A 21,808-nucleotide genomic window follows, 5' to 3' on the forward strand; every position below is an offset into this window, starting at 1 on the left:
AAACAAAAAAGCAGCCATCTGGAAGGAGGCTGCTTTTCTTCATTGCGTTTCTGACAGCGCGTCTATTACCGCGTCACCGAGGCCAAAAACTCACCAAAGCGTTGCCACGATTTTTCGTCGGCGTCTTTTCGATAGCGGTCGCTGTCAAACACGGTGAATGCGTGGGGCGCGCCGCTGTAGGTGATCATTTCATGGGGCACTTGGGTCGCTTCTAACTCGGTTGCGAGCGCGGCAAATTGATCCATGGTAATGGCCGTGTCCGCGGTACCATGCAGCACTAGGATAGGCGCTTTAGTTTGTTGATAGGATTGCCCTTCAGGCGTCGATAGGCCGCCGTGAAACGTCGCAAAACCCTTTGCTTGCATGCCTGCACGCGCCGATTCAAGAACTGCGGCTCCGCCAAAACAGTAACCCATGACCACCGCGTTGCTGACATCGCCCCCTAAGCTGGCGGCAAAGTCTAAACTGCCTTGCATCAAAGCACGCAATTTGTCTCTGTCTTTATAGAGCTCGCCAGTGTGTTGGCGACGATCTTCAATTTTCTCAGGCCGAATCCCTTTGCCGAACAAATCCGCAGCGAAGACGTTGTAGCCTTGCTCTGTCAACATCTGTGCCCGTTTCATTTCATAATCGGTCAACCCATCCCAGTCGTGCACCAGTAAGACCAACGGGGCATCGTCACCCGCTTTGGACCAGTAGCCCTCGTATTCACTACCATTTACATTGTAAATTTTACTTTCGCCTGCCAACGCATTGACGCTCATCAGCGCGCTACTGAGTAGCGTTAACCCTAACCCGATTCTCTTTTTCATTGTTCACCTCCGTTGTTTCAACAAGCTTAGTACGTATTGAGTCAAAATACGTTATCGCTTGTCTTACGTAAGCGGCGCACAAAGAGCGCAAATCGAAGCCATGTTTTTATAGGGGAGGATTAGGACGGCGTCGACACCTCATCCACCAAGTACAGAATCGATTGATACGGGATGCCACTGTGATGGGACAATCCGATTTCACAGGTGCGACTGTTACTAAATCCGCGGCGACACCCTTCGGGAACTTGCGCTTTGAGCGATTCGAGCGCTGCTTGGTTGAGCTCCGGTGTGGTGAAGCCTTTGTCGCCCGCCCAGCCACAACAGGCGATGTGCTCAGGTAGCACGACGTCGGTGGCGCACGCCTTGGCGAGCGCGAGCATGTCGGCTTCCAATCCCATGCGTCTTGCGCTACAGGTGACATGCAACATCACGGTTTCTTGTTTGGGCGTCAACGTTAAGTGTGGCAGCAAGTAACGATGAACGAAGCCCGTCGGCTCGACAATGGTCAGCGGCTGGGTAAAGTGCTCAATACTTCGCTTCGCGCACGGGCTGGTGTCCATCAAAATAGGATACTCCCCTTGGTAACTGGCGGCGTAGAGCATTTTTTCCAGTTGTAGGGATTTTTGCTTGGCGAGATCCGCCATTCCTTTGCTGTCATAGGGCATGCCACAGCAGAGGCTGTCGAGCTGGTCTGGGATGATCACTTCAAAGCCTGCTTTTTTGATCAGCGAGAGTGTGACTTGAGTCAAGCTGCGTGAGTCTGGGTTGTCCGCTTGCTGGCCCATAGTTCTTGAAGCGCATGAGGGCAGATAGACCACTTTTTTATCGGATTTGACCAAGAGTTCCATCGCCTTATTGACGCGGTGGCGGTTTGCGGTGGGAATTTCTGCTAACCATTGTGGCGTTTTGCCTTTGGTGATTCGGCGAATTTGGCTCATGACCGCCGCCATATTGTTAGGGCGTAGTAGGGCAGAGGCGATACGGTTTGCGCCCAGCGCGGCGCGGGTTAACGTGGTCGTAGTGGCGAAGTGATCCGCTGTCCAACGTGCAATCCGCGTGAAGGACTGATACTTGGCACTGCGCAGTTGCTTGACCAGATCACCCGTGTTGATGCCCACCGGGCAGCGATCGGCGCACAGTCCGGTGGCGGCGCACGTATCCAAACCTTGATGTTCAAACACTTGCTCTAGCTCATGCGCGCTAGGCAGTTGATGGCGTTTGCGGTGCTGGATCTCACGATACAACACAATCCGCTGGCGAGGGGAAAGCGTTAAGGTGCGCGATGGGCAGACCGGCTCACAGAAGCCGCATTCAATGCAACGATCGACAATCGGATCCGCCGCAGGCATCGGCTTCAAATCCTCAAGGTGCGCGTTGGGGTTGTCGTTGATGATGACGCCGGGGTTGAGCAGTCCGTCGGGATCAAACAAGCGTTTAATTTGCTGCATTAATTGATAGCCGTCCTGGCCCCATTCGAGCTCGACATAAGGGGCCATATTGCGCCCTGTGCCATGCTCTGCTTTAAGTGAACCTTGGTATTTCACCGCGACCAACTCGGCAACGTCATCCATAAATGCGCCATAGCGGGCGATCTCTTCTTGGCTATCAAACCCTTGGGTAAAAACAAAATGGAGGTTGCCTTCCAGCGCATGGCCGAAAATGATCGCCTCATCGTAGTGGTAGCGATCGAACAGTTGCTGCAAATCGCGCACACCGTGGGCCAAATGCTCAACGGGAAAAGCGACATCCTCGATGATAACGGTGGTGCCCACTTCACGAACGGCGCCGACTGCAGGAAACATGCCTTTTCGAATGCCCCACAGCGTGGCGACGGTGTTCGCATCGCGGGTAAAATCGACCGATTCGATAATCGCGTAATCGGTCAGAGCCGCCATCACACGCGCACATTGCGCCTCGAGCTGATCAGCACTTTCTGCGTGGGTTTCAACCAACAGCGCGGCTGCGTCCGTGGTCAGTGTCGACATAAAGTCGGGCATACCCGGTTTATCGGCGACGGATTTCAGCGCGCGGCCATCCATCAGTTCGACGGCGGCAATGGGCGATTGGGAGAGAGTCGTGACGGCGCGACTGGCGGTCTCGATATCAGCAAACACCAGTAACGACGAGGCTTTGAACGGGTGATCGGCCACGGTGTGGTAAGTGATGTCTGCGATAAAGCCTAAGGTGCCTTCTGAGCCAATCATCAGATGTTCGAGCACTTCAATCGGATCATCAAAATCGACCAGTGCGTTAAGGGCGTAGCCTGTGGTGTTTTTTAGGCGATATTTGTGACGAATGCGTTCGGTGAGTGTGGGGTTAGCGCGCGTTTTTGCCACCAGTTGGGTTAAGCCGTCAATGATGTCAGGGCGCTGGCGTTTAAATGCCTCGACACTGGCTGGGTCAGCACTATTGAGCACGGTGCCATCGCTTAAAACCAGTGTCAGGCTATCGATGGTGCGATAGGAGTTTTGCGCCGTACCACAACACATTCCACTGGCGTTATTCGCTGCGATGCCGCCAATTTTACAGGTGTTGATTGAGGCGGGATCGGGGCCAATTTTACGCTGATAGGGCGCAAGGTAACGGTTGGCGTCAGCGCCAATCACACCGGGTTGCAGGCGGATTTTTTCGCCATTTTCGATAACCTCATGGCCGCGCCAGTGATCGGTCAAGGTGATCAACACCGAATCCGACACCGCTTGGCCTGAAAGGCTGGTGCCTGCGGCGCGAAAGGTAAAGGGCACCGCAAACTCGCGGCAGGTGCGGATCACCCAAATCACTTCATCGAGGTTGGACAACTTGACCACTAGTTTTGGAATCAAGCGATAGAAACTGGCATCGGTGCCATACGCAAGGCGCTTGGCGTCATCGGTGATCAGTCTATCCTTATCAAGGCGCTGGCTCAGCGTCTCAATCAAGGCCGAATAAGGATGAGAGTTTAACGTATTGGGCATATCCGCTTCCTGCTGTGTAGAGTGGGGCTATCATGGCCTAACCACTTGTTTTTATTATGTCGTTTGGTGCCTGTCTTGCTGCACGGTTTGCTGATTATATTTGGCTCAGCGCATCGAGATTGAGATCCGCAAGTGATTTTGCGCCAGTCAGTGTCATCGCGACGCGCATTTCACTTTCATACAGGCTCAGTAAGTGTTCAACCCCGGCTTGACCTTGCGCGGCCAAGGCATAAATAAATGAGCGACCGAGCAGGGTGCAATCGGCGCCAAGGGCGATCATTCTGACGACATCAAGGCCGCTTCGAATGCCCGAATCGACCATGATCTTCACCTCACCTTTGACGGCGTCGGCGATAGCGGGGAGGGCTTTGGCGCTGGAGAGGACGCCGTCGAGTTGGCGTCCTCCGTGGTTTGACACCACAATGCCATCGGCGCCAAATTTCACCGCGTCTTTGGCATCCTCAGGATCTAAAATGCCTTTAATAATCATTGGGCCTTGCCAAAATTCACGAATCCACTCGAGATCTTTCCAACTGATGGAGGGATCGAAATTGGCCCCCAACCAGCCAATGTAGTCCTCTAACTGAGTCGGTTCACCGCGATAAGCTGAAATATTGCCCAGATCATGCGGCTTACCGTTGAGACCCACATCCCATGCCCACTTTGGGTGACACGTCGCTTGCCAGACCCGCTTTAGCGCGGCGTAGTCACCACTCATGCCTGAATGTCGGTCACGGTATCGAGCGCCGGGTACGGGCATATCGACGGTAAAGACTAACGTGGTGACGCCGGCCGCTTTGGCCCTTTCAAGAGCGTGTTTCATAAAGCCGCGATCTTTGAGTACATAGAGTTGAAACCACATCGGGCGCGCCATCACAGGGGCCACTTCCTCAATTGGGCAGACAGACACCGTCGAGAGCGTAAACGGGATGCCTTTGTTGTCAGCGGCGCGCGCCGCTTGCACCTCGCCACGCCGAGCGTACATACCGGTGAGCCCGACGGGGGCTAGAGCAATAGGCATCGAGAGGGTGTCGCCAAACAGATCGCAAGAGAGTGACAGATCTTCCATGTTGCGCAGTACCCGCTGCTTAAGTGCAATGGCCTGTAAATCCTCGCAGTTGCGGCGCAGCGTATGCTCCTGATTTGCGCCGCCATCAATATAGTGAAACAGAAAGGGAGGTAAGGCACGTTGAGCGGCCGCGCGATAGTCGGTAGGGGCGGAAATGATCATGGCGATGTCCTTACGGCGTTACATTGTGATTGAATTGTTTCTTAATTGTGAATTTATCGCTTTCCTTTTTCTCGGTATAGGGAAATAATGAAAATGATTAATTCCAAAAATGACATAATACGATGCGCGCAGACGATCTTATTCTCTTCTCTCAAGTGGTGGAACTGGGCAGTTTCAGCAAGGTGGCAGAGCAAAATAACCTGACAAATTCGGTAGTTAGCAAACGAATCGCAAGATTGGAGCACGATCTCGGCGTGCAGCTTTTATATCGTACAACGCGCAAATTGACCCTGACAGAAGCGGGCAAAGCCCTGACGCAAGGTGCGAAAAGTGTGAAGCAAGCCGCGCAAGAAGCGCTCGATACGGTGTCAGGGTATGGCGAGAGTATATCGGGTCACATTCGCATGTCGGTGCCGACCATCTCGGGCGATTTGATCTTGGCTGATGCGGTGGCGGAGTTTTGCAATCTTCACCCCGGTTTAACGGTCGATATGTCACTGGATAACAAGTTTGTCGATTTGCTGGAAGGGGGTTTTGACTTAGTGATCCGCACCGGTTACCTGGAAGACTCGAGCCTGATCGCGCGTCATATTTTAGACTCGCAGTGGGTGGTGTGCGCGTCCCCTTCCTATATTGCCAAACAAGGCAAGCCGATAGAGCCTCGCGATCTGTTGCAGCACAACTGCCTGCAATACGCCTATCAAACCACGGGCGCCAGTGAGTGGGAGTTCAAGGGCAAGCAGAGCCATTATTTTGTTAAAGTCTCCGGCAGTTTTTCCACCGATAACGCCACTGCTCTGCGCAAAGCGGCGCTCGGTGGTCACGGCATTGCCTATGTACCGCGCTGCTTGGTTTACCATGATTTGCGCAGCGGTCAGCTGGTTGACCTCTTCCCAGAACAAGTCGCTAAGCGGCTCGGCATTTACGCCGTCTATCCTTTTACTCGCCAGCCGCCCAACAAGGTCAAGCTGTTGATTGAACACATCCGCACCCGATATCTGGCGATTTCGCACTATTTTTGAGTCCGCTCTCTATTCGAGCACCGATGCCTGTTTAAGCTGATGAATATCCGATTTCAAATCGCTGATGCTCCCTTGGTAACTGCTCATTTGGCTGTCCGTTTGCTTTACCTCAGCATCATAAAAATGGGGGTACTCTTTTTCTAGGCTTTGGAAAGCCATAGTGGTGATCGCGAGCTGCGCCATCAAGTAGGCATCATGCGTCGTCGATTCCGCAATCAAGCTATCGAGTTCATCGCGTGTCAGGGCGAGTTCGTTTTGCAACTGCATGAAGGTGCGTTCACTTTCCGGGGTCAATGTGTGTTGATCATCGTCTAGTTGCGTTAATGTCGCGTTATGGGTGAGCAGAGTGAGTAGTTTCGCGACCGATTGAGAGAACCGTTTGGGCTCGCTAAGCATGCCGGATTGATAGGCTTGGCACAGCGCAAAGGAGGCATCTCGATAGAGCTGAATGCTTTGCGAGCGTTTGTATTGATGAGAAACCCCGGCGGAGTAGGCACGCAGCGCTTCAATCTTCAGTTCATTGGAGTCGGATTCAAAGGCGGTGTTGACCATCAGTGCGAGCGCTTGCTGATTGACAGCGCTGGTATCACCAGCATGGATAATGCAGGTGCGATAACGTTCTTGCTCAGCCATGATCGCGTCTTCGTTTTTCCAAAGTGAAGTCAAAATAGAGCTGGTGGCGCTGTTGGAGCTACATCCTGTTAATAGGACGCTGCCAAGTAGCAACAGGGCGGTGCGAACGGAGCGAATCTCTATGATGGAGTCTAGGGTGACAGGCAATGTCGATGTGGTGCGTTTCATGCTAAATGTTCCTTAATCAAATGTGTTCCTTAATTAAATATCTTCCTCAATTAAAAGAAGTAACCTAACCCGATCCCGTACGTCACTTGTACATCGTCCCCTTGTTGAGCGGTGATAGTGCTGTGTTTGGCATCGTTAGTGAGTTGCTGCAGATAGGCGCCTGCACCCAGTGCCCAGTGGCGATTGAGGCGATGGACTACTCCCGTCCAGGCGTAGTATTGACGTAGCCCACCACTGGCTGCAAAAGGCGCAATGCCGGTCAATTGGCTCTCTTGGTCACTGACGGAAAAGTTGTGGCGCATAAACTCGCCGTTGGCCCAAGTCAGACCCGCACCAACGCCGACAAACGTTTCTTGGTTAACCGGCACCCAGACACTGTTGTAGAGGTTAATGTTGGCGCCTTCGGTGTCACCGCTAAAGGCATGGCTTGCGAGTGCGCCAGCGCGATAGCGAAACGGTAACGCGTAGTCGGTGTTCACGACGCTGTAGCCGACAAACAGCCCCAACTCGGTGCCGGACTCTATGGCGTTGAGCTGATCCACCGCCGAATTTTTGACCTCATCTCGACCCAGTTTGTACAGCACGGCGGGACCATATTCAAAGTGTGAGTCAGTGTTGACTTTAATGCCCGCATAAGGCCCATACCACTCCATATACCTTCCCGATTCAAACGCGTAGCGTCCGCCGGGTACTGCGCCTGTCATGCTCTCTTTGGCGCCGTGATATTCCGGTGTTTTGCCAATACCAATGCCGAAAAAATCGGGAAATCGATATGGCGTCGCCGTGACGTGGCTGGAATATAGGCTGGTAATAAGCAGCAGAGAGAGACATAAGCGAGCAATGGGCGTTGGGGGCGAGCTGAGAGTCATAGTCATCAAGATGTCTTGGTTGCAAGAGGAAGAAAAGCGCCTTGGAGCGTGCGGTTGGCGCCATTTTAGTGATCTTGATTCATCACCGTACAGGCATGCTCAGTTATACATTGCATAACAAGTGGAGATGTAATGGTGCAGGATTGCTGAGGAAATGTGATCTTCTTGGCGATGATGGCGCTTTCATACCAAGATAAGCGATCGGGTTGATCGAGAATTCATCAGATTCATAACGATTGAAGATGTTTTGAATAAATTTGGCTTTATGTATTTTACGCTTATCGAAAATTATTATGCACACCGTTCAATTACCAATAATTATTCGAGGGCTTACAAATGAACAGCAACAAAACACTTTTGGCTTTGGCCATCGTATCGCTAACGGCAACCTCTGTGTCGGCTTCAGAAATTTACAATGACGGTAAAAACTCGATCCAAATGGGTGGACGCGCAGAAGCGCGTGCGTCAGTCATGGACGGCGAATTCGAAGATCGCTCACGTATCCGTCTTAACTTCTTAGGTAAAGCGGAATTGGCCAACGGCTTCTACGGCATCGGCTTCTACGAAGGTGAATTCACCACTAATGAGCAAGGTCAAGCGACCGATACTGACGCAGATAACCTCACCAACCGTTACGCATACGCAGGCTTTGGCTCCCTGTTTGGTGAAGTGACTTACGGTAAGAACGAAGGTGCGCTGGGCGCCATCACCGACTTTACCGACATCATGGCTTACCACGGCAACTCGGCGGCGTACAAAATCGCCATTGCTGATCGCACCGACAACATGCTCACCTATACCGGTAAATTTGGTGGCTTGGGCGTGAAAGGTTCGTACCGCTTTGCAGACCGTATTACTGAAGATGCGACTGGCAAACTCGATAAATTCGACAACAATGATGCCGATGGCTACTCACTTTCGACCACCTACGCGTTTGATATCGATGAGTTTGGTATCAACCTTGGCCTAGGTTATGCCGACGGCAATGAATTTGATGAGCGAGGCTACGTGATTGAACGTGACCAATTTATGCTCGCAGGCTCGGTTGCATTCCGTGACTTCTACTTTGCCGCCGCGTATGTCGATGGTGAAGATAAAAACCGCACCCTAAGACAAGCGTCTGACCTGTCAGGTTATGAAGTGGCGGCGTCGTACACACTGAATAAAGCGGTCTTTACTGCGACCTACAACTACCTAGAAGAGAAAAACAAATACACCGGTGAGAAGAGCGACGCAGCCGATAACATCGCGATTGATGCGACCTACTACTTCCAGCCGAACTTCCGTGGCTATATCTCATACAACTTCAACAACTTGTCTGACAGCGATGTGCAATACAAGTGGCAAAAAGAAGACGAGCTAGCGCTTGGTATCCGCTACGACTTCTAACGTTATCCCCCGCACCGAAGTGGTTTGGCCGCTTCGGTGCGTTCAATCTCAACCGATTGTCACGAGCCAGTGGCTCACATACCAATAGGACCCCAACCCATGAATACGTTTACGCACAACAGTTTACTGGTGGCGATGGCGCTCGGCTTAACCGCGTGCAGTGAAGGCGAGGTGACCCTGCCGTCGACTGCCGTAGAGCAAACCACCGTACAGGTGGTTGAGCTTAAAAGCCCTTTCTCGCAAACCCTCAAGCACTTTAATGGCATCATCAGCTCGCAAAATAGCGCTGGGCTGTCGTTTCGCGTGGCTGGCACCATAGAGACGCTGCTGGTCGATGAAGGCGACTTCGTTGAAAAAGGCCAACTGCTCGCCACACTGGATAAGCATGACTACCAAGTCGCGCTTGAAGAGCTAGAAGCGAAGATGCTGGAAGCTAAGTCGGCGCACGCTCTTGCCAGCAATGAACTGAAACGCGTTAAGCAAGCGCGCGCCGATGACGCGATCGCCAGTGTCAATCTTGATCGTGCTATGAGTGCGTATGAGCGTTCGGCGGCGATGGTCAAAGTGGTGGAGAAGAACATTCAGCGCGCGCAAGATGCGTTGCGCTACACCGAGTTGCGCGCCCCGTTTTCTGGGCTAGTGGGCCGTATTGCGTATGATGAATTTGAACAAGTGCTGCCGGGCGCGGCGGTGATTGGCTTGCAAACCCCTAACGCGCTGCAAGTGGAAATTGATGTGCCGGAAAACTTGATTGCTTCTATCAACACTGGCCAAGAGGCGACATTAAGCTGGTACGGCAGCGAAGCGCAGCGCACGGCCAAAGTGACCGAAATAGCGCCGTTTCCTCACCTTATAAAACAAACCTACACGGTGAAACTGGCGCTTTCGCAGCCAAGTGATGAGCTCTTTATCGGTAAATCCGTGGTGGTCTCCACCACGAATGCCCAACAGGTACCGGCTTACTGCTTGCCTTACTCGGCCTTAGTGGGCGAGCAAGACACACTGCACGTACACCTCATCCGTGATCAGAAGGTTGAGAAGCGCGCTGTCGTCGTTCGTTCACTCAATGCCAATACTGCGTGTGTTGACGGACAACTCTCGGCAGGTGAGCAGGTGGTGGTGAGCGGTACGCACTATTTGTCTGATGGACAAAAAGTGGCGAATGTTCTGGTTCGAGCAGATTAAGGGTGAGATGCAAGCATGATGAATCTAGCCGAATTTGCCATTCGACAGCGCACCTTTGTGCTGTTTTTTACTGCGTTGAGCGTGATTGCCGGTCTGTTTTCCTATTTTGATCTTGGCAAGCTCGAAGATCCCAGTTTTACTGTCAAAACCGCCGTGGTGGTAACGCTTTATCCTGGTGCGAGCGCTGAAGAGGTCGAGCAGCAAGTCACCGACACCATAGAGACCAAGCTGCAAGAAATCGGCGCGTTGGATAAGCTGCGCTCCATTTCTGTTCCGGGGCGTTCGATGGTGTTTGTTGATCTGCACGAGTCAACCAATTCTAAAGCGTTACCTCAGCTTTGGGACTTGATGCGTCACAAGATCAATGACGTCAAATTGCTGCTGCCATCCACTGCGCAGATCAGCATAGTGCAAGACGAGTTTTCAGAAGTCTACGGCATGCTGTTCGCCATTTATGGCGACGACGCAAAACCGGAAGAGCTGCGTCGCTACGCCGAGACCTTGCAGCGCCAACTGAAAGCCGTGTCTGGTATCAAAAAGATTGAGCTACACGGCGTGCAAAAGCGCGTGGTGCACATTGATATGCCCGATGAGCGCTTGGCGCAGTATGGCTTGTCAGTGACTCAAGTTTTGAATCAACTCAACGCACAAAACACGACTTTTGATGCTGGCAGCTTTGATGCGGGTTCACAGCGTATTCGCGTCGAGCAGAGCAGTGAATTTCAATCCATCGATGACATTCAAAACTTGGTGATCAAAGGCGGCGTCAGCGAGCTGAGCACGGGTTTGATTCGCTTGGGCGATGTCGCGGATGTGACGATGGGCTATTTAGAGCCGGCGCTCACTCAAAGCCGTTTTAACGGCGAACAAGCAGTGACCTTGGCGGTGAGTCCGGTTGATGGCATCAACGTTGTCGCGCTTGGAGATACCATCACCGAGATGATCGCACAATTTAATGCCGAACTGCCTCTGGGTGTGAGTGTATCCACCGTCGCTTATCAGCCAGAAGAGGTACAGAAGTCGATCGATGAGTTCGTTGGCAATTTAGCCGAAAGTGTGGCGATCGTCTTTATCGTGTTGCTGGTCTTTATGGGCTTCAAAAGTGCCGCGATTGTCGGCGGTAGCTTGATCCTCACCATCCTGCTGACCTTGATTTACATGAACGTGCGTGAGATTGATTTGCACCGCGTTTCACTGGGCACCTTCATTTTGGCGCTCGGTATGCTGGTGGATAACGCGATTGTGATCACCGATATGATGGTTGTCAAAATCAACAAAGGCGTGCACCGCACTGTTGCCGCGATGGAGTCGTTCAAAGAGACCGCTATCCCTCTGCTTGGCGCGACCGTGATAGCCATCATGGGCGCAAGCCCTGTGGTGTTCTCCCAGACGGATGCGGCGGAATTTGCAGAGTCGGTGTTTGACATCATCGCAGCCTCATTGCTGCTCTCTTGGCTAGTCGCCATGGTGTTTACCATCTTGATGTGTTGGTTGTTTATCAAACCCAGTAAAAAAGCGCAGCAGGGCGAGGGCAGCAGTCATCGACTGGCGAAGATCACTGGCTGGATTGTCGATAACCCGAAAAAGGCTTTGTCAACCTTAGTGCCAACTATTCTCGTGACGATTGCTCTAGTGCCGTTGGTCGGAATGAACTTCATCCCACAATCGGATCGTGAAATCGTATTCTTGGATTACTGGCTACCTAATGGCGCAAAAATCGAGCAAACCTCGAGTGATATGCGTCAGATTGAGCAATGGCTGCTCGCTCAGTCTGAAGTCGAGAGCATTTCAACGGCGGTGGGCGCAAGCGTGCCACGCTTCTCTGTGACGGTGGAGCCGGAGCCATTGGATGCGGCTTATGGGCAGATCCTCATCAATACGCATGATTTTCACGGCATCAAAGATCTGGTTGCTCGTGGTGATCGCTACCTTGCGGAGCAGTTCCCGAATGCGCAGCCACGTTTTCGCGCCTTGAAGCTCGCGACGTCTGATAAGTTTGCCGTTGAAGCGCGCTTCTCAGGGCCAGATGCCAATGTGCTGCATGAGTTATCTGAGCAGGCTCAGGTGATTTTTGCTAGCCACCCAGATGCACGTTATGTGCGTGACGACTGGCGCCAGCAGACGCAAGTGATGAAGCCGGTTATCAATCAAGACAAAGCGCGCCGCGCAGGCATTAACCGTGCCGACATTGCGCTGGCGATGAAACGTGCATCCGACGGATTGACGGTCGGCATGATGAATCTTAACGACGAACTGATCCCCATTCAAGTTCGCGCGACAGAGCGCACTATGGCGTCGCTTGAAACCTTGCCGGTGAAATCGATTCTTGGCATGCACACTGTGCCGCTTGGTCAAGTGGTGGATGGTTTTGAATTCTACCCAGAGGAGTCGATGATTTGGCGCCGAGATCGAGTGAAAACCATCACAGCGCAAGCAGGTGTCGCTCGTCATGCCACGCCAGCCCAAGTGCGTGACGCGGTGAAAGATCGCATTGAAGCAATTGAACTGCCAGACGGTTACTCCATGGAGTGGGGCGGTGAGTATTACGATGAACACAAAGCGGTGACCGATATTTTGATGCAACTGCCTAAGGCAATGATCATCATGATCATCATCTTGGTCGCGATGTTTAACGGCTTTAAACAGCCGATCATCATCCTCGCGACCATTCCACTGGCTGCAACAGGGGCGGTGTTCTCGCTGGTGGCATTTGATAAACCGTTTGGATTTATGGCGCTGATTGGTGCGGTCACCTTGACCGGTATGATCATCAAAAACGGCATTGTCTTGATGGATCAAATTGAGCTTGAGCGCAAAGCAGGGCTTGGCCTGGCCGATGCGGTCAAAACCGCGACGCTTAACCGCACCATGGCGATATCGATGGGCGCGTTGACCACGGCGCTAGGTATGATTCCGCTAATGAGTGATCTGCTGTTTGACCAAATGGCAGCCACTATTATCGGCGGCCTTGCGGCAGCTACCGTGCTGTCACTGATGGTGATGCCTGCGGTGTACATGCTCACCACCAAAGACCAACCGACGCGCGGCGATGACGCGTTTAACTTCGATACCCAACCAGCAGGTCAATGATCATGATGACACGTTTTACTTACAAACTGCTGCCTGTTGCGATGGCGTTATCGCTCTCGGCCTGTGCAGTCGGCCCCGATTATCAAGCGCCAAGTATGACCTTGGCCGAGGCTTACCTCAACGCCGAGCACGGTGAGCAAGCAACCCAAGATTTGTGGTGGCAATCCCTCGGTGATGAGACGCTCAATCAATTGGTGGCACAGTTGCAACAGCAAAATATCCACCTGAAAACGGCAGCAGAGCGCATCCAAATGGCGAATGCGTACCAAACCATTGTGGAGTCGTTCAAAGTGCCCACCGTCAATGTGGGTGCAGGGTACTACAACTACCAGTTCAGTAAGAACGATTCGGCGCTAGGCCCGATCCTTAACCCGCTTGGTCAGAGTGTGCCGGGGCTCGACAACATTGCTCCGGGGCTCGGTTCGATGACCTTGATGGACAATCAACATGACGGATTCGCTTTACGCGCGAATCTCTCATGGGAGTTGGATCTGTTTGGCCGCATTGATAAGCAATCGGAAGCGGCGAAAATTCGTGTCGAACAAGCCGAGATCTACCGTGAAGGGTTGAATCTGGCGCTCAGCGCGGATCTGATTCACAACTACTTGCAGTATCGCGGCGCCCATCAGCGCAAGCAATTGGCGCTCGAGAACATTGAGGATCAAAAGAAGACCCTCAAGTTGGTGACGAGTGTGGTGAACAGTGGCTACGGCTCGGCGCTTGACCAATCGCAAGCCGAAGCCATGCTGGCGGCCACGCAGGCGATCATTCCACAGTTAGAGATCGCGGAGCAGGTGCATAAGCATCGCATGGCGATTTTACTCGGTGTGCCGCTGACTCAAATCGATACCCAGCTAGCCACGCATCAGAATGTGCCTGAGTTGCAAGGCTTGATTCCTGTCGGTTTGCCGTCTGAACTGCTGACCCGCCGCCCAGATATTCGTATCGCGGAGCGTGACATGGCCGCCATCAATGAGGAGCTTGGCGCGGCGATGGTCAATCGCTATCCGAAGTTCTTTATTACTGGTACGCCAGGTGTCTCTGCTGGCAGCTTTGATGATCTGTTTAAAAGTGATTCATTCGGCTGGGCGGGCAGTGCTGGCGTGAGCTGGAACGTGTTTGATGGCGGACGTGGCAAGGCCAACGTAGAGATTCAGGAATCACGCTTGAACAACGCCGCGCTGCGCTACGAGCACACGGTGAATAGTGCGATTGCTGAAGTGGACTCGACGCTGTTTGCCTATGGCCGCAGCCAACAAAACCGCGATCAAATTGACATTGCTATGCAGGCGACCGATCGGGCGCTGGATAAAGCCAAGTCACTCTATCGCGCGGGGCTGATTGACTACATTGCGCTGCTGGACGCCCAGCGTCAGCACCGCGTGATGCAAGATCGCCAAGTTGCCGCCAAACTGCAAACGGCGCAAGCGACCGTGGCGGTGTACAAATCGCTCGGCGGTGATTGGTCGGTGCAATAACGCGGGTAAACCTAACCATTAATCAAAGTCTTACTGCTCGATGAGTACTGGTCCTCCTCATGGGCAGTGAGGCTTTCTTCTCCAAGGAACTGACATGAAACCCAACGCTTGGGTAGTGTGCAGCGCCATTGCTTTGGCTGGCTGCTCATCGATCCCCGAAAAAACCAACCAACCACTGACGAGTTCGGCTGAACCGCGTTATACAGTGAGCGAAAAAATCGCCACGCTGCCAGACAATACGGTGGTGTTGCTGAGCTTTTCTGGCGGCGGCACTCGTGCAGCGGCGTTTTCCTACGGTGTCATGAAAGGACTGCGTGACTACCGTTATGAGTACCAAGGGCAACCCCATCGTTTGCTCGATCAGGTTAACGCCATCAGCTCTGTCTCTGGTGGCAGTTTTACCTCTGCCTATTACGGCTTGTACGGCGAAGCCATCTTTGACGATTTTGAACAGGCGTTTTTATACAAAGATGTGACGACAAGTTTGAAAGACATCGTCATGAGCCCCGAGTACTGGTTCTCCAAACATGCGCGCTCGGCCGCGGCGGCGGACTATTACAACGCGCATATTTTCCAAGATACCACCTTCTCGGCGCTACGCGATGATGGGCCGATGATCATTATCAATGCCACCGATCTCTCGACCGGCGCGCGTTTTTCATTTACCCAAGAGTATTTTGATCTCATTTGCTCCGACTTAAATAGCTACTCAATTAGTGACGCTGTCACAGCGTCCAGTGCTGTTCCTCTGCTCTTCTCACCTGTCCTGCTCGAGAATTATCCCGGCTGTGAGCGGGCGGTCTACAGCGCGCAGAGTCGGCACCGTACCTTACACAGCGCCACCAATCGTTCGCTGAAAAAATTTGAGGACAGAGAGCGTTATCAATATCTGCATTTGGTCGATGGTGGCATCAGTGACAACCTCGGGCTGCACGCCCTGTATGACTTAGTGACGACCCAAGATTTTGGCTTAGTTGCTGAGAAAGATCGCCTGCAAACCGTGGTGGTGATTTCGGTCGATGCTGCGGTGCGTCCAGATTGGGAAATCGGCCATCAAAAGCAAGAGCCGACAATGGCGAATCTATTGGGTTCGGCCAGTGACGTGCAGATCCACCGTTACAACGATTTGTCCAAAACCTACCTCAGCATGATTTTGGATGAGTGGCAAGCACAGCAGCCTGATAGGCGCTATCTGTTTGTCGATATCAATCTCTCAACGGCGGAGGACCAGGCTTTTGTTCAGTCCATCCCAACCGATTTTCATCTCAAAGAAGCGCAGGTCACGCGGCTGATTGAACACGGCTACCAACAAGTAATGACACACCCAGAGCTGGCGCTTTTCATCTATCAAGGCACTCACCCACAAGAGGCAAACAGAGAGTAATATGGCCCTATCGGAGAAATCGGTGATCGACACCATCGAAGTGGTGGATTTTGTGTCCTTCACTATCGCTATCATCCTACTTTTTATCGGTAAGTTCGTCTTATCGCGCAGTCGTGTTCTGCAAAAATACAGTTTGCCTGAGCCGGTGATTGGCGGCTTTATCTGTACTTTGGTGGTTGCCTTGGTTTACTACCTGTTTGGGAAAGAGATCCAGTTTAACTTGCAGGTGCGTGACATTTTGCTGCTCTACTTTTTTGCCGGAATTGGCCTTAAAGCAGACATCGACAGTTTGCTCAATGGCGGTAAGCCCTTGATGGTATTGTTGCTGCTGGCGAGTGTCTACATCGTACTGCAAAACGTACTCGGTATCAGCGTCGCGACCTTGTTTGGTTTTGACCCGAAAGCAGGGTTAATGACAGGTTCGATTTCGCTGATTGGTGGCGTAGGCACTACCGTTGCGTGGGCGCCCACCTTTATTGACGATCTCGGTATTGCTAATGCGATGGAACTCGGCATTGCTGCCAACACGCTAGGCTTGATTTCGGCGTGTGTCATCGGCGGCCCGATTGCAGCGTATTTGATGAAGCGACACGCTATCAGCGCCAATAGTGCCCACGATTTGGATATTGGTATGGCGCACACCAGCAGCAAAAAAGACATCTCGGTGGATTATTTTGGTGTGCTGCGCGCTTGGCTATGGCTGAATGTCTCTTTAATTATTGGCTACTTTTTGGATTTGTCGCTAGAGGCAGCGGGCCTCAAGCTACCCATGTTTGTGGCGTGTTTGATAGGCGGTATTGTACTGGGTAACTTCGGTCGCTGGATTTTGACCAAGCTGCGCAGCGAGGAGTTTAACACTTACGCCGAAGACGCCGAAAAAGGGCTCTCACTTATCCAAGATATCTGCTTGGGGATGTTTTTAACCATGGCGCTGATGAGCCTCAAATTGTGGGAGCTGCAAGGTAGCGTGGGTTACCTTGCGGTGGTCATGAGTGCTCAAGTCTTGTTGTCGATTGTGTTTACCGTCTGGGTGGTATTCCGCGCGATGGGCAAAGATTATGAAGCAGCTGTCATGTGCGCCGGCTTTGGCGGGGTGACATTAGGCTCGACCGCCACCGCGATTGTCAATATGACCGCGGTGACGCAGCAATACGGAGCCGCGCATAAGGCGTTTATCATTCTACCTTTGGTGTGCGGATTTTTCATCGATGTGGTCAACGCCTTGGTGATCAACTATTTTGTGACTTGGTAACGGGTGTTATTGGGTTGAGAACAATCCAAAATCAAACGCGGCGCCTGAGGCGCCGCGTTGCTTTGTAGGAAAATTAACCCAAACTCAATGCTTTGCGCTCGCGATGTAGTGCTTAATTTTATCGCGCAGCCAAATACCGGCATCGGAGTTACTGTCTCGACGGTGCCAGATCATCGTATGGTTGATAGAGATGCTGTCGAGTGGGTAAGGGAGCAATTTGATGCCTAAGCGGTGTTCGACTTGTTGGCCGAGTAGGTAGCTGGACGTACACAAACAATCCGACATGCTGGCGAGATGTAAGGCCCCGAGCAAAGAATCGCTGACCGAGCTGATATCACGGGTCGGGATGTAAGATTTAGTGAATCGCTGAGCAAGCGACATACTGCCGCGCTCCATCATCATAATGATGTGCTTCTCAGCGTAAAACTGCGCTTCGTTGATGTGATCATGAATACGTGGATGATCTTGGCGACACGCCACCACGCAGTGATCCTCAATTAACAGTTCACTCATAAACGCTTTATTCTGCGGCACATAAATATCGATAGCCAAATCGAATTGACTTAAGCTCAATTGCTCTTCCAATAATTCCTCGGAAATAGGAATAGGATGCAATTCGATTGTAATATTTTCGAGTTCGTTATCTCGCTCTATCGCTGGATGTAAAATATTTAGCATCGCTTCGTTAACTAATACTTTAAATGTGCGATGTTGTGCGGGCGTAAATTCAGAAAGAGAGTCAACGGCATCATCTAATAAGTAAATGGATTGTTTCAGTTGTTCCGCAAAGTTAATGCCTTTTTGCGTAGGAGTGATAGATCGCCCTTGGCGAACAAACAAGGCGGCCCCGATCTGGTTTTGCAAGCGTTTTATTGCGGTACTGACACCCGGTTGGGTCATATCCAGTTTGTCCGCGGCGGCGGTAATTGAACCAGTACGATAGACTTCCAAAAATATCCGCAGCGCGCTTAAATCAAGTTTACTTTTATCACAACTCATCGGTTGACTCCCAAATATGATGGCTATGATTTTCATCAAACCAAGTAAGAAGTCAATATATTTTCTGTTGCTAAGAACTATTAATAATATTGGTAATTACAACATTGAACCAATTATGAGAAATGAGTCGAAACTTCTGGATAAAACACAGGTTAAATAATGAGTAAATTTCAGTTTTAATATTTGTTTTCCCGTATCAAGGTGTAGATATTTAATTTAATGAACTTCGATGGCTGCATTTAGGGTTTTGTCAAATACTCTGCTCTTCAACGTGGCAAAGTGGTGATGGGCTTTTTGTACCTCTTGTAGCTCTAGCATCCATTGTGCACTGCGCTGAGCGCTGCAAAACGCGGTCATATGGCGGAGTAGATCCTCGCACTGGTGGTGCAGAATATGACTGATGGCCTCAACTAATGGGTTCGGCTCAATCGACATAAACTGAAGTTGGGCGTAGGTTTGGTTGAGCAGTTCAAAGGCACGCTGATGTTGCCCCATTTTGTTAAGGATTTCTGATTGGGTGATGGCGGCATCTCGTAATGCTGTCGTCAGACAGCGAAACTGGCATGGCTTGGTGTTGTCATCCTCCATCGCCTGTTGGACATGGCTGGGTAGGTAGGCCAGCACTTGATCGTACAGGTAATAGGCTTCAGGCCAATGTCCTTGCTCCAGCAATTGTTCGGCTTTGAGATAGTGTGTCCAGCATTGCTGTAAATCCATTGATATCACTCCACATTAAACGGCACACTGCGTATTTAAATGCAATTGGTTATTATATGCAAATAATTATCATTTGTTATTTTGTTGGGATAATTTGATGGTTATTTGAGCAGTTGAACGTGAATACTGTGTAAGTCACTAAAAACTAAATAAAACTGACCTAAACTAAGGAAACAGAACAATAACAATGAAGGACCGAACTATGGCTATTCAAAGACTTGAGGCGAGCCAGTTGTATCATTTTGCGGAGCTAGAAAAGCTCGACAGTAAATCAACCAAAGAGTTGGCCCCTATTGATGAGATTGTCGGTCAAGAGCGCGCGCAGAAAGCGGTAGAGTTTGCGATGTCGATCAAGGAGAAGGGATACAACATTTACGCGATTGGCCAGAATGGACTGGGCAAGCGCACCATGATTTTACGTTACCTCAACCGCCACAAACACGACGAGAGTGCGTTGTACGATTGGTGCTATGTGGCGAATTTCGAGGATATCCGTACCCCAAGAGTGTTGAAGCTCCCTTGTGGTGTCGGCAGCCGATTAAAGCAAGACATTGAAAAGTTGATGGGCAAGTTAGTCAATGCGATGCCTCTCGCGTTTGATAACGAACTCTACTACAGCCGTGCGGACAAATTGAAAAACCAATTGGCCGCCAAGCAAGAAGCTGAGCTTGCCAATATCACCAAAGAAGCGAAAGCCAAAGGCATCAGCCTAACCATCACGACGCAAGGCGATTATCAGTTTGTTGCGATGAACGGCGAAGAGATGCACACCGAAGAGTCGTTTGATGCACTGAGCAAAAAAGAGCAGGAGTACTTCGGCGCGACCATTGATGAGCTTGAAGTCAACCTGAGAAACATGGTGCGTCAGCTCACCGAGTGGGAAGAAGCCTACAGCGAAAAAATCAAAAAACTCAATGATGACGTGACACTCGATGTGATTACGCACTTTATCAAACAGTTGAAAAAGGATTACTCAGGATACCCAGAGATCAAATCCTACCTGAGTGAACTTTCGCAAGACATCGTCGAGAATGCCGACATCTTTCTTGAGCAGAGCGCTGAGCAAGGAGAGGTGGCCGCGGCTTCACTGGACAAAAAACTGCCCCGCCGTTACAAGGTTAACGTTCTAGTAAGCCGTAAAGAGAGTAAGTTCCCCATTGTGGTGGAAGAGAATCCGAACTACCACACTTTGTTCGGTTACATCGAAACCGCGACCTTTAAAGGCACAGTCTTCACCGACTTCTCGTTGATACGTGCGGGGAGCTTGCACAAAGCCAACGGCGGTGTACTGCTGATGGATGCGCAAAAAGTGTTGGAACAGCCCTATGTGTGGGATGGGCTTAAGCGGGCGTTAAGAGCGCGTCAGCTCAGTTTAACGGCGCTAGAAAAAGAGGTGACACTCACCGGCGCCGTCTCACTCGATCCTGAGCCGATTCCTTTGGATGTAAAAATTATCCTGTTTGGTGATTATCGCACCTATCAGTTGCTGCAACACTACGATCCTGAGTTCAGCGAACTGTTCCGTGTCACCGCCGATTTTGAAGATGAGATGACGCGCACGCCTGAATCGGAATTGCACTATGCGCGCTTTATTTCAAGTGTCGTGAACGACAATAGTATGCTGCATTGTGACCGTAAAGCGATTGCGCGCATCATCGAACACAGTTCACGATTGGCGGGCGATCAAACCAAGTTATCACTCCATTCGGCCAATATCGCCAATTTGTTGCGTGAATCGAACTACGTCGCGCGTCAAGCCAACTCCAATATGATACGCGTCAGCCACGTCGAAGAGGCACTGGCTAATCAAGAGATGCGAGTGAGCCGTTTGAAAGACACCGTGATGGAAGGGTTCACCAACGGCACAACTCTGATTCGAGTGGAAGGCGAGGCGGTCGGTCAGGTCAATGCGTTGTCGGTGCTCAGTACCAGCGAGTACATGTTTGGCGCGCCGAATCGCATCACCGCCACCACCTGTTATGGTGATGGTGATGTGATTGATATTGAGCGCAGTGTCGACCTTGGTGGCAGCATTCACTCCAAAGGCGTGATGATTTTAACCGCCTATCTCTCATCGGTGTTTGGTAAAACCGCGAAAGTGCCGCTCAGCACCACGATTACGTTTGAGCAGTCCTACGGCGGGGTAGATGGCGACAGCGCCAGCATGGCGGAGTTTTGCGCGGTGGTGTCGGCGTTTTCTAAGCAGCCCAATCGTCAGGATATAGCGATCACCGGTTCGATGAACCAATTTGGCGAGTCTCAACCGATTGGTGGCGTCAACGAGAAGATTGAGGGCTTCTTTGATGTGTGTACCATCAAAGGTCGCTCGCCAAATCAAGGGGTGATCATTCCTCGCTCAAATATGCACAACCTGATGTTGCGTCCTGACATCGTCAAAGCGGTGGAGAAAGGCGAGTTCAACATTTGGGCGATTGATCATGTGACGGAGGCGATTGAGTTGTTTACCGGCAAAGCCGCTGGTCAGCCGAGCGATGAGGGCAGCTACCCGATTGACACCATCTTTGGTATTGCGCAGGCCAAACTCAACGCTCTGCGCAAGTAGTTCGATTGCTTATCTAGGCTTGTCAACCTTGGGTATGACAAGAAAAAAAAGAAGTAAAAAAG

15 protein-coding genes are annotated in these 21,808 nt (G+C 51.4%); 8 read left to right on the forward strand and 7 right to left on the reverse strand.

What is annotated here, in order from left to right:
- Nucleotides 1-65 precede the first annotated feature (65 nt).
- From AC6R1A_RS14105 to lldD, 3 genes are all read right to left on the reverse strand, one after another.
- Nucleotides 66-812: a dienelactone hydrolase family protein gene (locus tag AC6R1A_RS14105; RefSeq protein WP_500632884.1), complete on the reverse strand. Its 747-nt coding sequence runs from the start codon at nucleotides 810-812 to the stop codon at nucleotides 66-68.
- Nucleotides 813-931: 119 nt separating this feature from the next.
- Nucleotides 932-3,766, reverse strand: coding sequence for an FAD-binding and (Fe-S)-binding domain-containing protein (locus AC6R1A_RS14110; protein ID WP_500632885.1), 2,835 nt, complete (start codon nucleotides 3,764-3,766; stop codon nucleotides 932-934).
- 94 nt (nucleotides 3,767-3,860) lie between these two features.
- The gene (lldD, locus tag AC6R1A_RS14115; protein WP_500626733.1) at nucleotides 3,861-4,997 is read right to left on the reverse strand and encodes an FMN-dependent L-lactate dehydrogenase LldD; all 1,137 of its coding nucleotides are present in this window, start codon (nucleotides 4,995-4,997) and stop codon (nucleotides 3,861-3,863) included.
- A 122-nt stretch (nucleotides 4,998-5,119) separates the two neighbouring features.
- On the opposite strand from lldD, the gene AC6R1A_RS14120 reads away from it, so the two are divergent.
- Nucleotides 5,120-6,019 (forward strand): LysR family transcriptional regulator, encoded by a 900-nt coding sequence (locus AC6R1A_RS14120; protein WP_334552215.1) that lies wholly within the window; start codon nucleotides 5,120-5,122, stop codon nucleotides 6,017-6,019.
- A gap of 9 nt (nucleotides 6,020-6,028) precedes the next feature.
- Here the strand turns inward: AC6R1A_RS14120 and AC6R1A_RS14125 are convergent, their stop codons facing one another.
- A complete protein-coding gene (locus AC6R1A_RS14125) occupies nucleotides 6,029-6,820 on the reverse strand; it encodes a hypothetical protein (RefSeq protein WP_500632886.1) in 792 nt (263 codons plus the stop codon).
- A gap of 50 nt (nucleotides 6,821-6,870) precedes the next feature.
- The gene (locus AC6R1A_RS14130; protein WP_500632887.1) at nucleotides 6,871-7,695 is read right to left on the reverse strand and encodes a MipA/OmpV family protein; all 825 of its coding nucleotides are present in this window, start codon (nucleotides 7,693-7,695) and stop codon (nucleotides 6,871-6,873) included.
- A 330-nt stretch (nucleotides 7,696-8,025) separates the two neighbouring features.
- Here AC6R1A_RS14130 and AC6R1A_RS14135 point away from each other — a divergent pair, with 330 nt between their 5' ends.
- From AC6R1A_RS14135 to gltS, 6 genes are all read left to right on the forward strand, one after another.
- Nucleotides 8,026-9,078, forward strand: a complete 1,053-nt coding sequence (locus tag AC6R1A_RS14135; RefSeq protein ID WP_500632888.1) for a porin — start codon at nucleotides 8,026-8,028, stop codon at nucleotides 9,076-9,078.
- A 99-nt stretch (nucleotides 9,079-9,177) separates the two neighbouring features.
- Nucleotides 9,178-10,263, forward strand: a complete 1,086-nt coding sequence (locus AC6R1A_RS14140; protein WP_500632889.1) for an efflux RND transporter periplasmic adaptor subunit — start codon at nucleotides 9,178-9,180, stop codon at nucleotides 10,261-10,263.
- A 15-nt stretch (nucleotides 10,264-10,278) separates the two neighbouring features.
- On the forward strand, nucleotides 10,279-13,353 hold the full coding sequence (locus tag AC6R1A_RS14145) for an efflux RND transporter permease subunit (protein WP_500632890.1): 3,075 nt from the start codon (nucleotides 10,279-10,281) through the stop codon (nucleotides 13,351-13,353).
- A gap of 2 nt (nucleotides 13,354-13,355) precedes the next feature.
- A complete protein-coding gene (locus AC6R1A_RS14150; RefSeq protein ID WP_500632123.1) occupies nucleotides 13,356-14,831 on the forward strand; it encodes an efflux transporter outer membrane subunit in 1,476 nt (491 codons plus the stop codon).
- Nucleotides 14,832-14,925: 94 nt separating this feature from the next.
- Complete coding sequence (locus AC6R1A_RS14155; protein WP_500632124.1) at nucleotides 14,926-16,215, forward strand: patatin-like phospholipase family protein; 1,290 nt, start codon at nucleotides 14,926-14,928, stop codon at nucleotides 16,213-16,215.
- Between the two features lies 1 nt (nucleotide 16,216).
- Complete coding sequence (gene gltS / locus AC6R1A_RS14160) at nucleotides 16,217-17,467, forward strand: sodium/glutamate symporter (RefSeq protein WP_500632125.1); 1,251 nt, start codon at nucleotides 16,217-16,219, stop codon at nucleotides 17,465-17,467.
- A gap of 84 nt (nucleotides 17,468-17,551) precedes the next feature.
- Here the strand turns inward: gltS and AC6R1A_RS14165 are convergent, their stop codons facing one another.
- Nucleotides 17,552-18,466 (reverse strand): LysR family transcriptional regulator, encoded by a 915-nt coding sequence (locus AC6R1A_RS14165; RefSeq protein WP_500628736.1) that lies wholly within the window; start codon nucleotides 18,464-18,466, stop codon nucleotides 17,552-17,554.
- Nucleotides 18,467-18,682: 216 nt separating this feature from the next.
- Nucleotides 18,683-19,183, reverse strand: a complete 501-nt coding sequence (locus AC6R1A_RS14170; RefSeq protein WP_500632891.1) for a hypothetical protein — start codon at nucleotides 19,181-19,183, stop codon at nucleotides 18,683-18,685.
- Between the two features lie 202 nt (nucleotides 19,184-19,385).
- On the opposite strand from AC6R1A_RS14170, the gene AC6R1A_RS14175 reads away from it, so the two are divergent.
- Complete coding sequence (locus AC6R1A_RS14175; protein WP_334552084.1) at nucleotides 19,386-21,746, forward strand: Lon protease family protein; 2,361 nt, start codon at nucleotides 19,386-19,388, stop codon at nucleotides 21,744-21,746.
- Nucleotides 21,747-21,808: the final 62 nt, after the last annotated feature.

This window comes from Vibrio sp. R10-SG3-ISO3 (assembly GCF_059834225.1).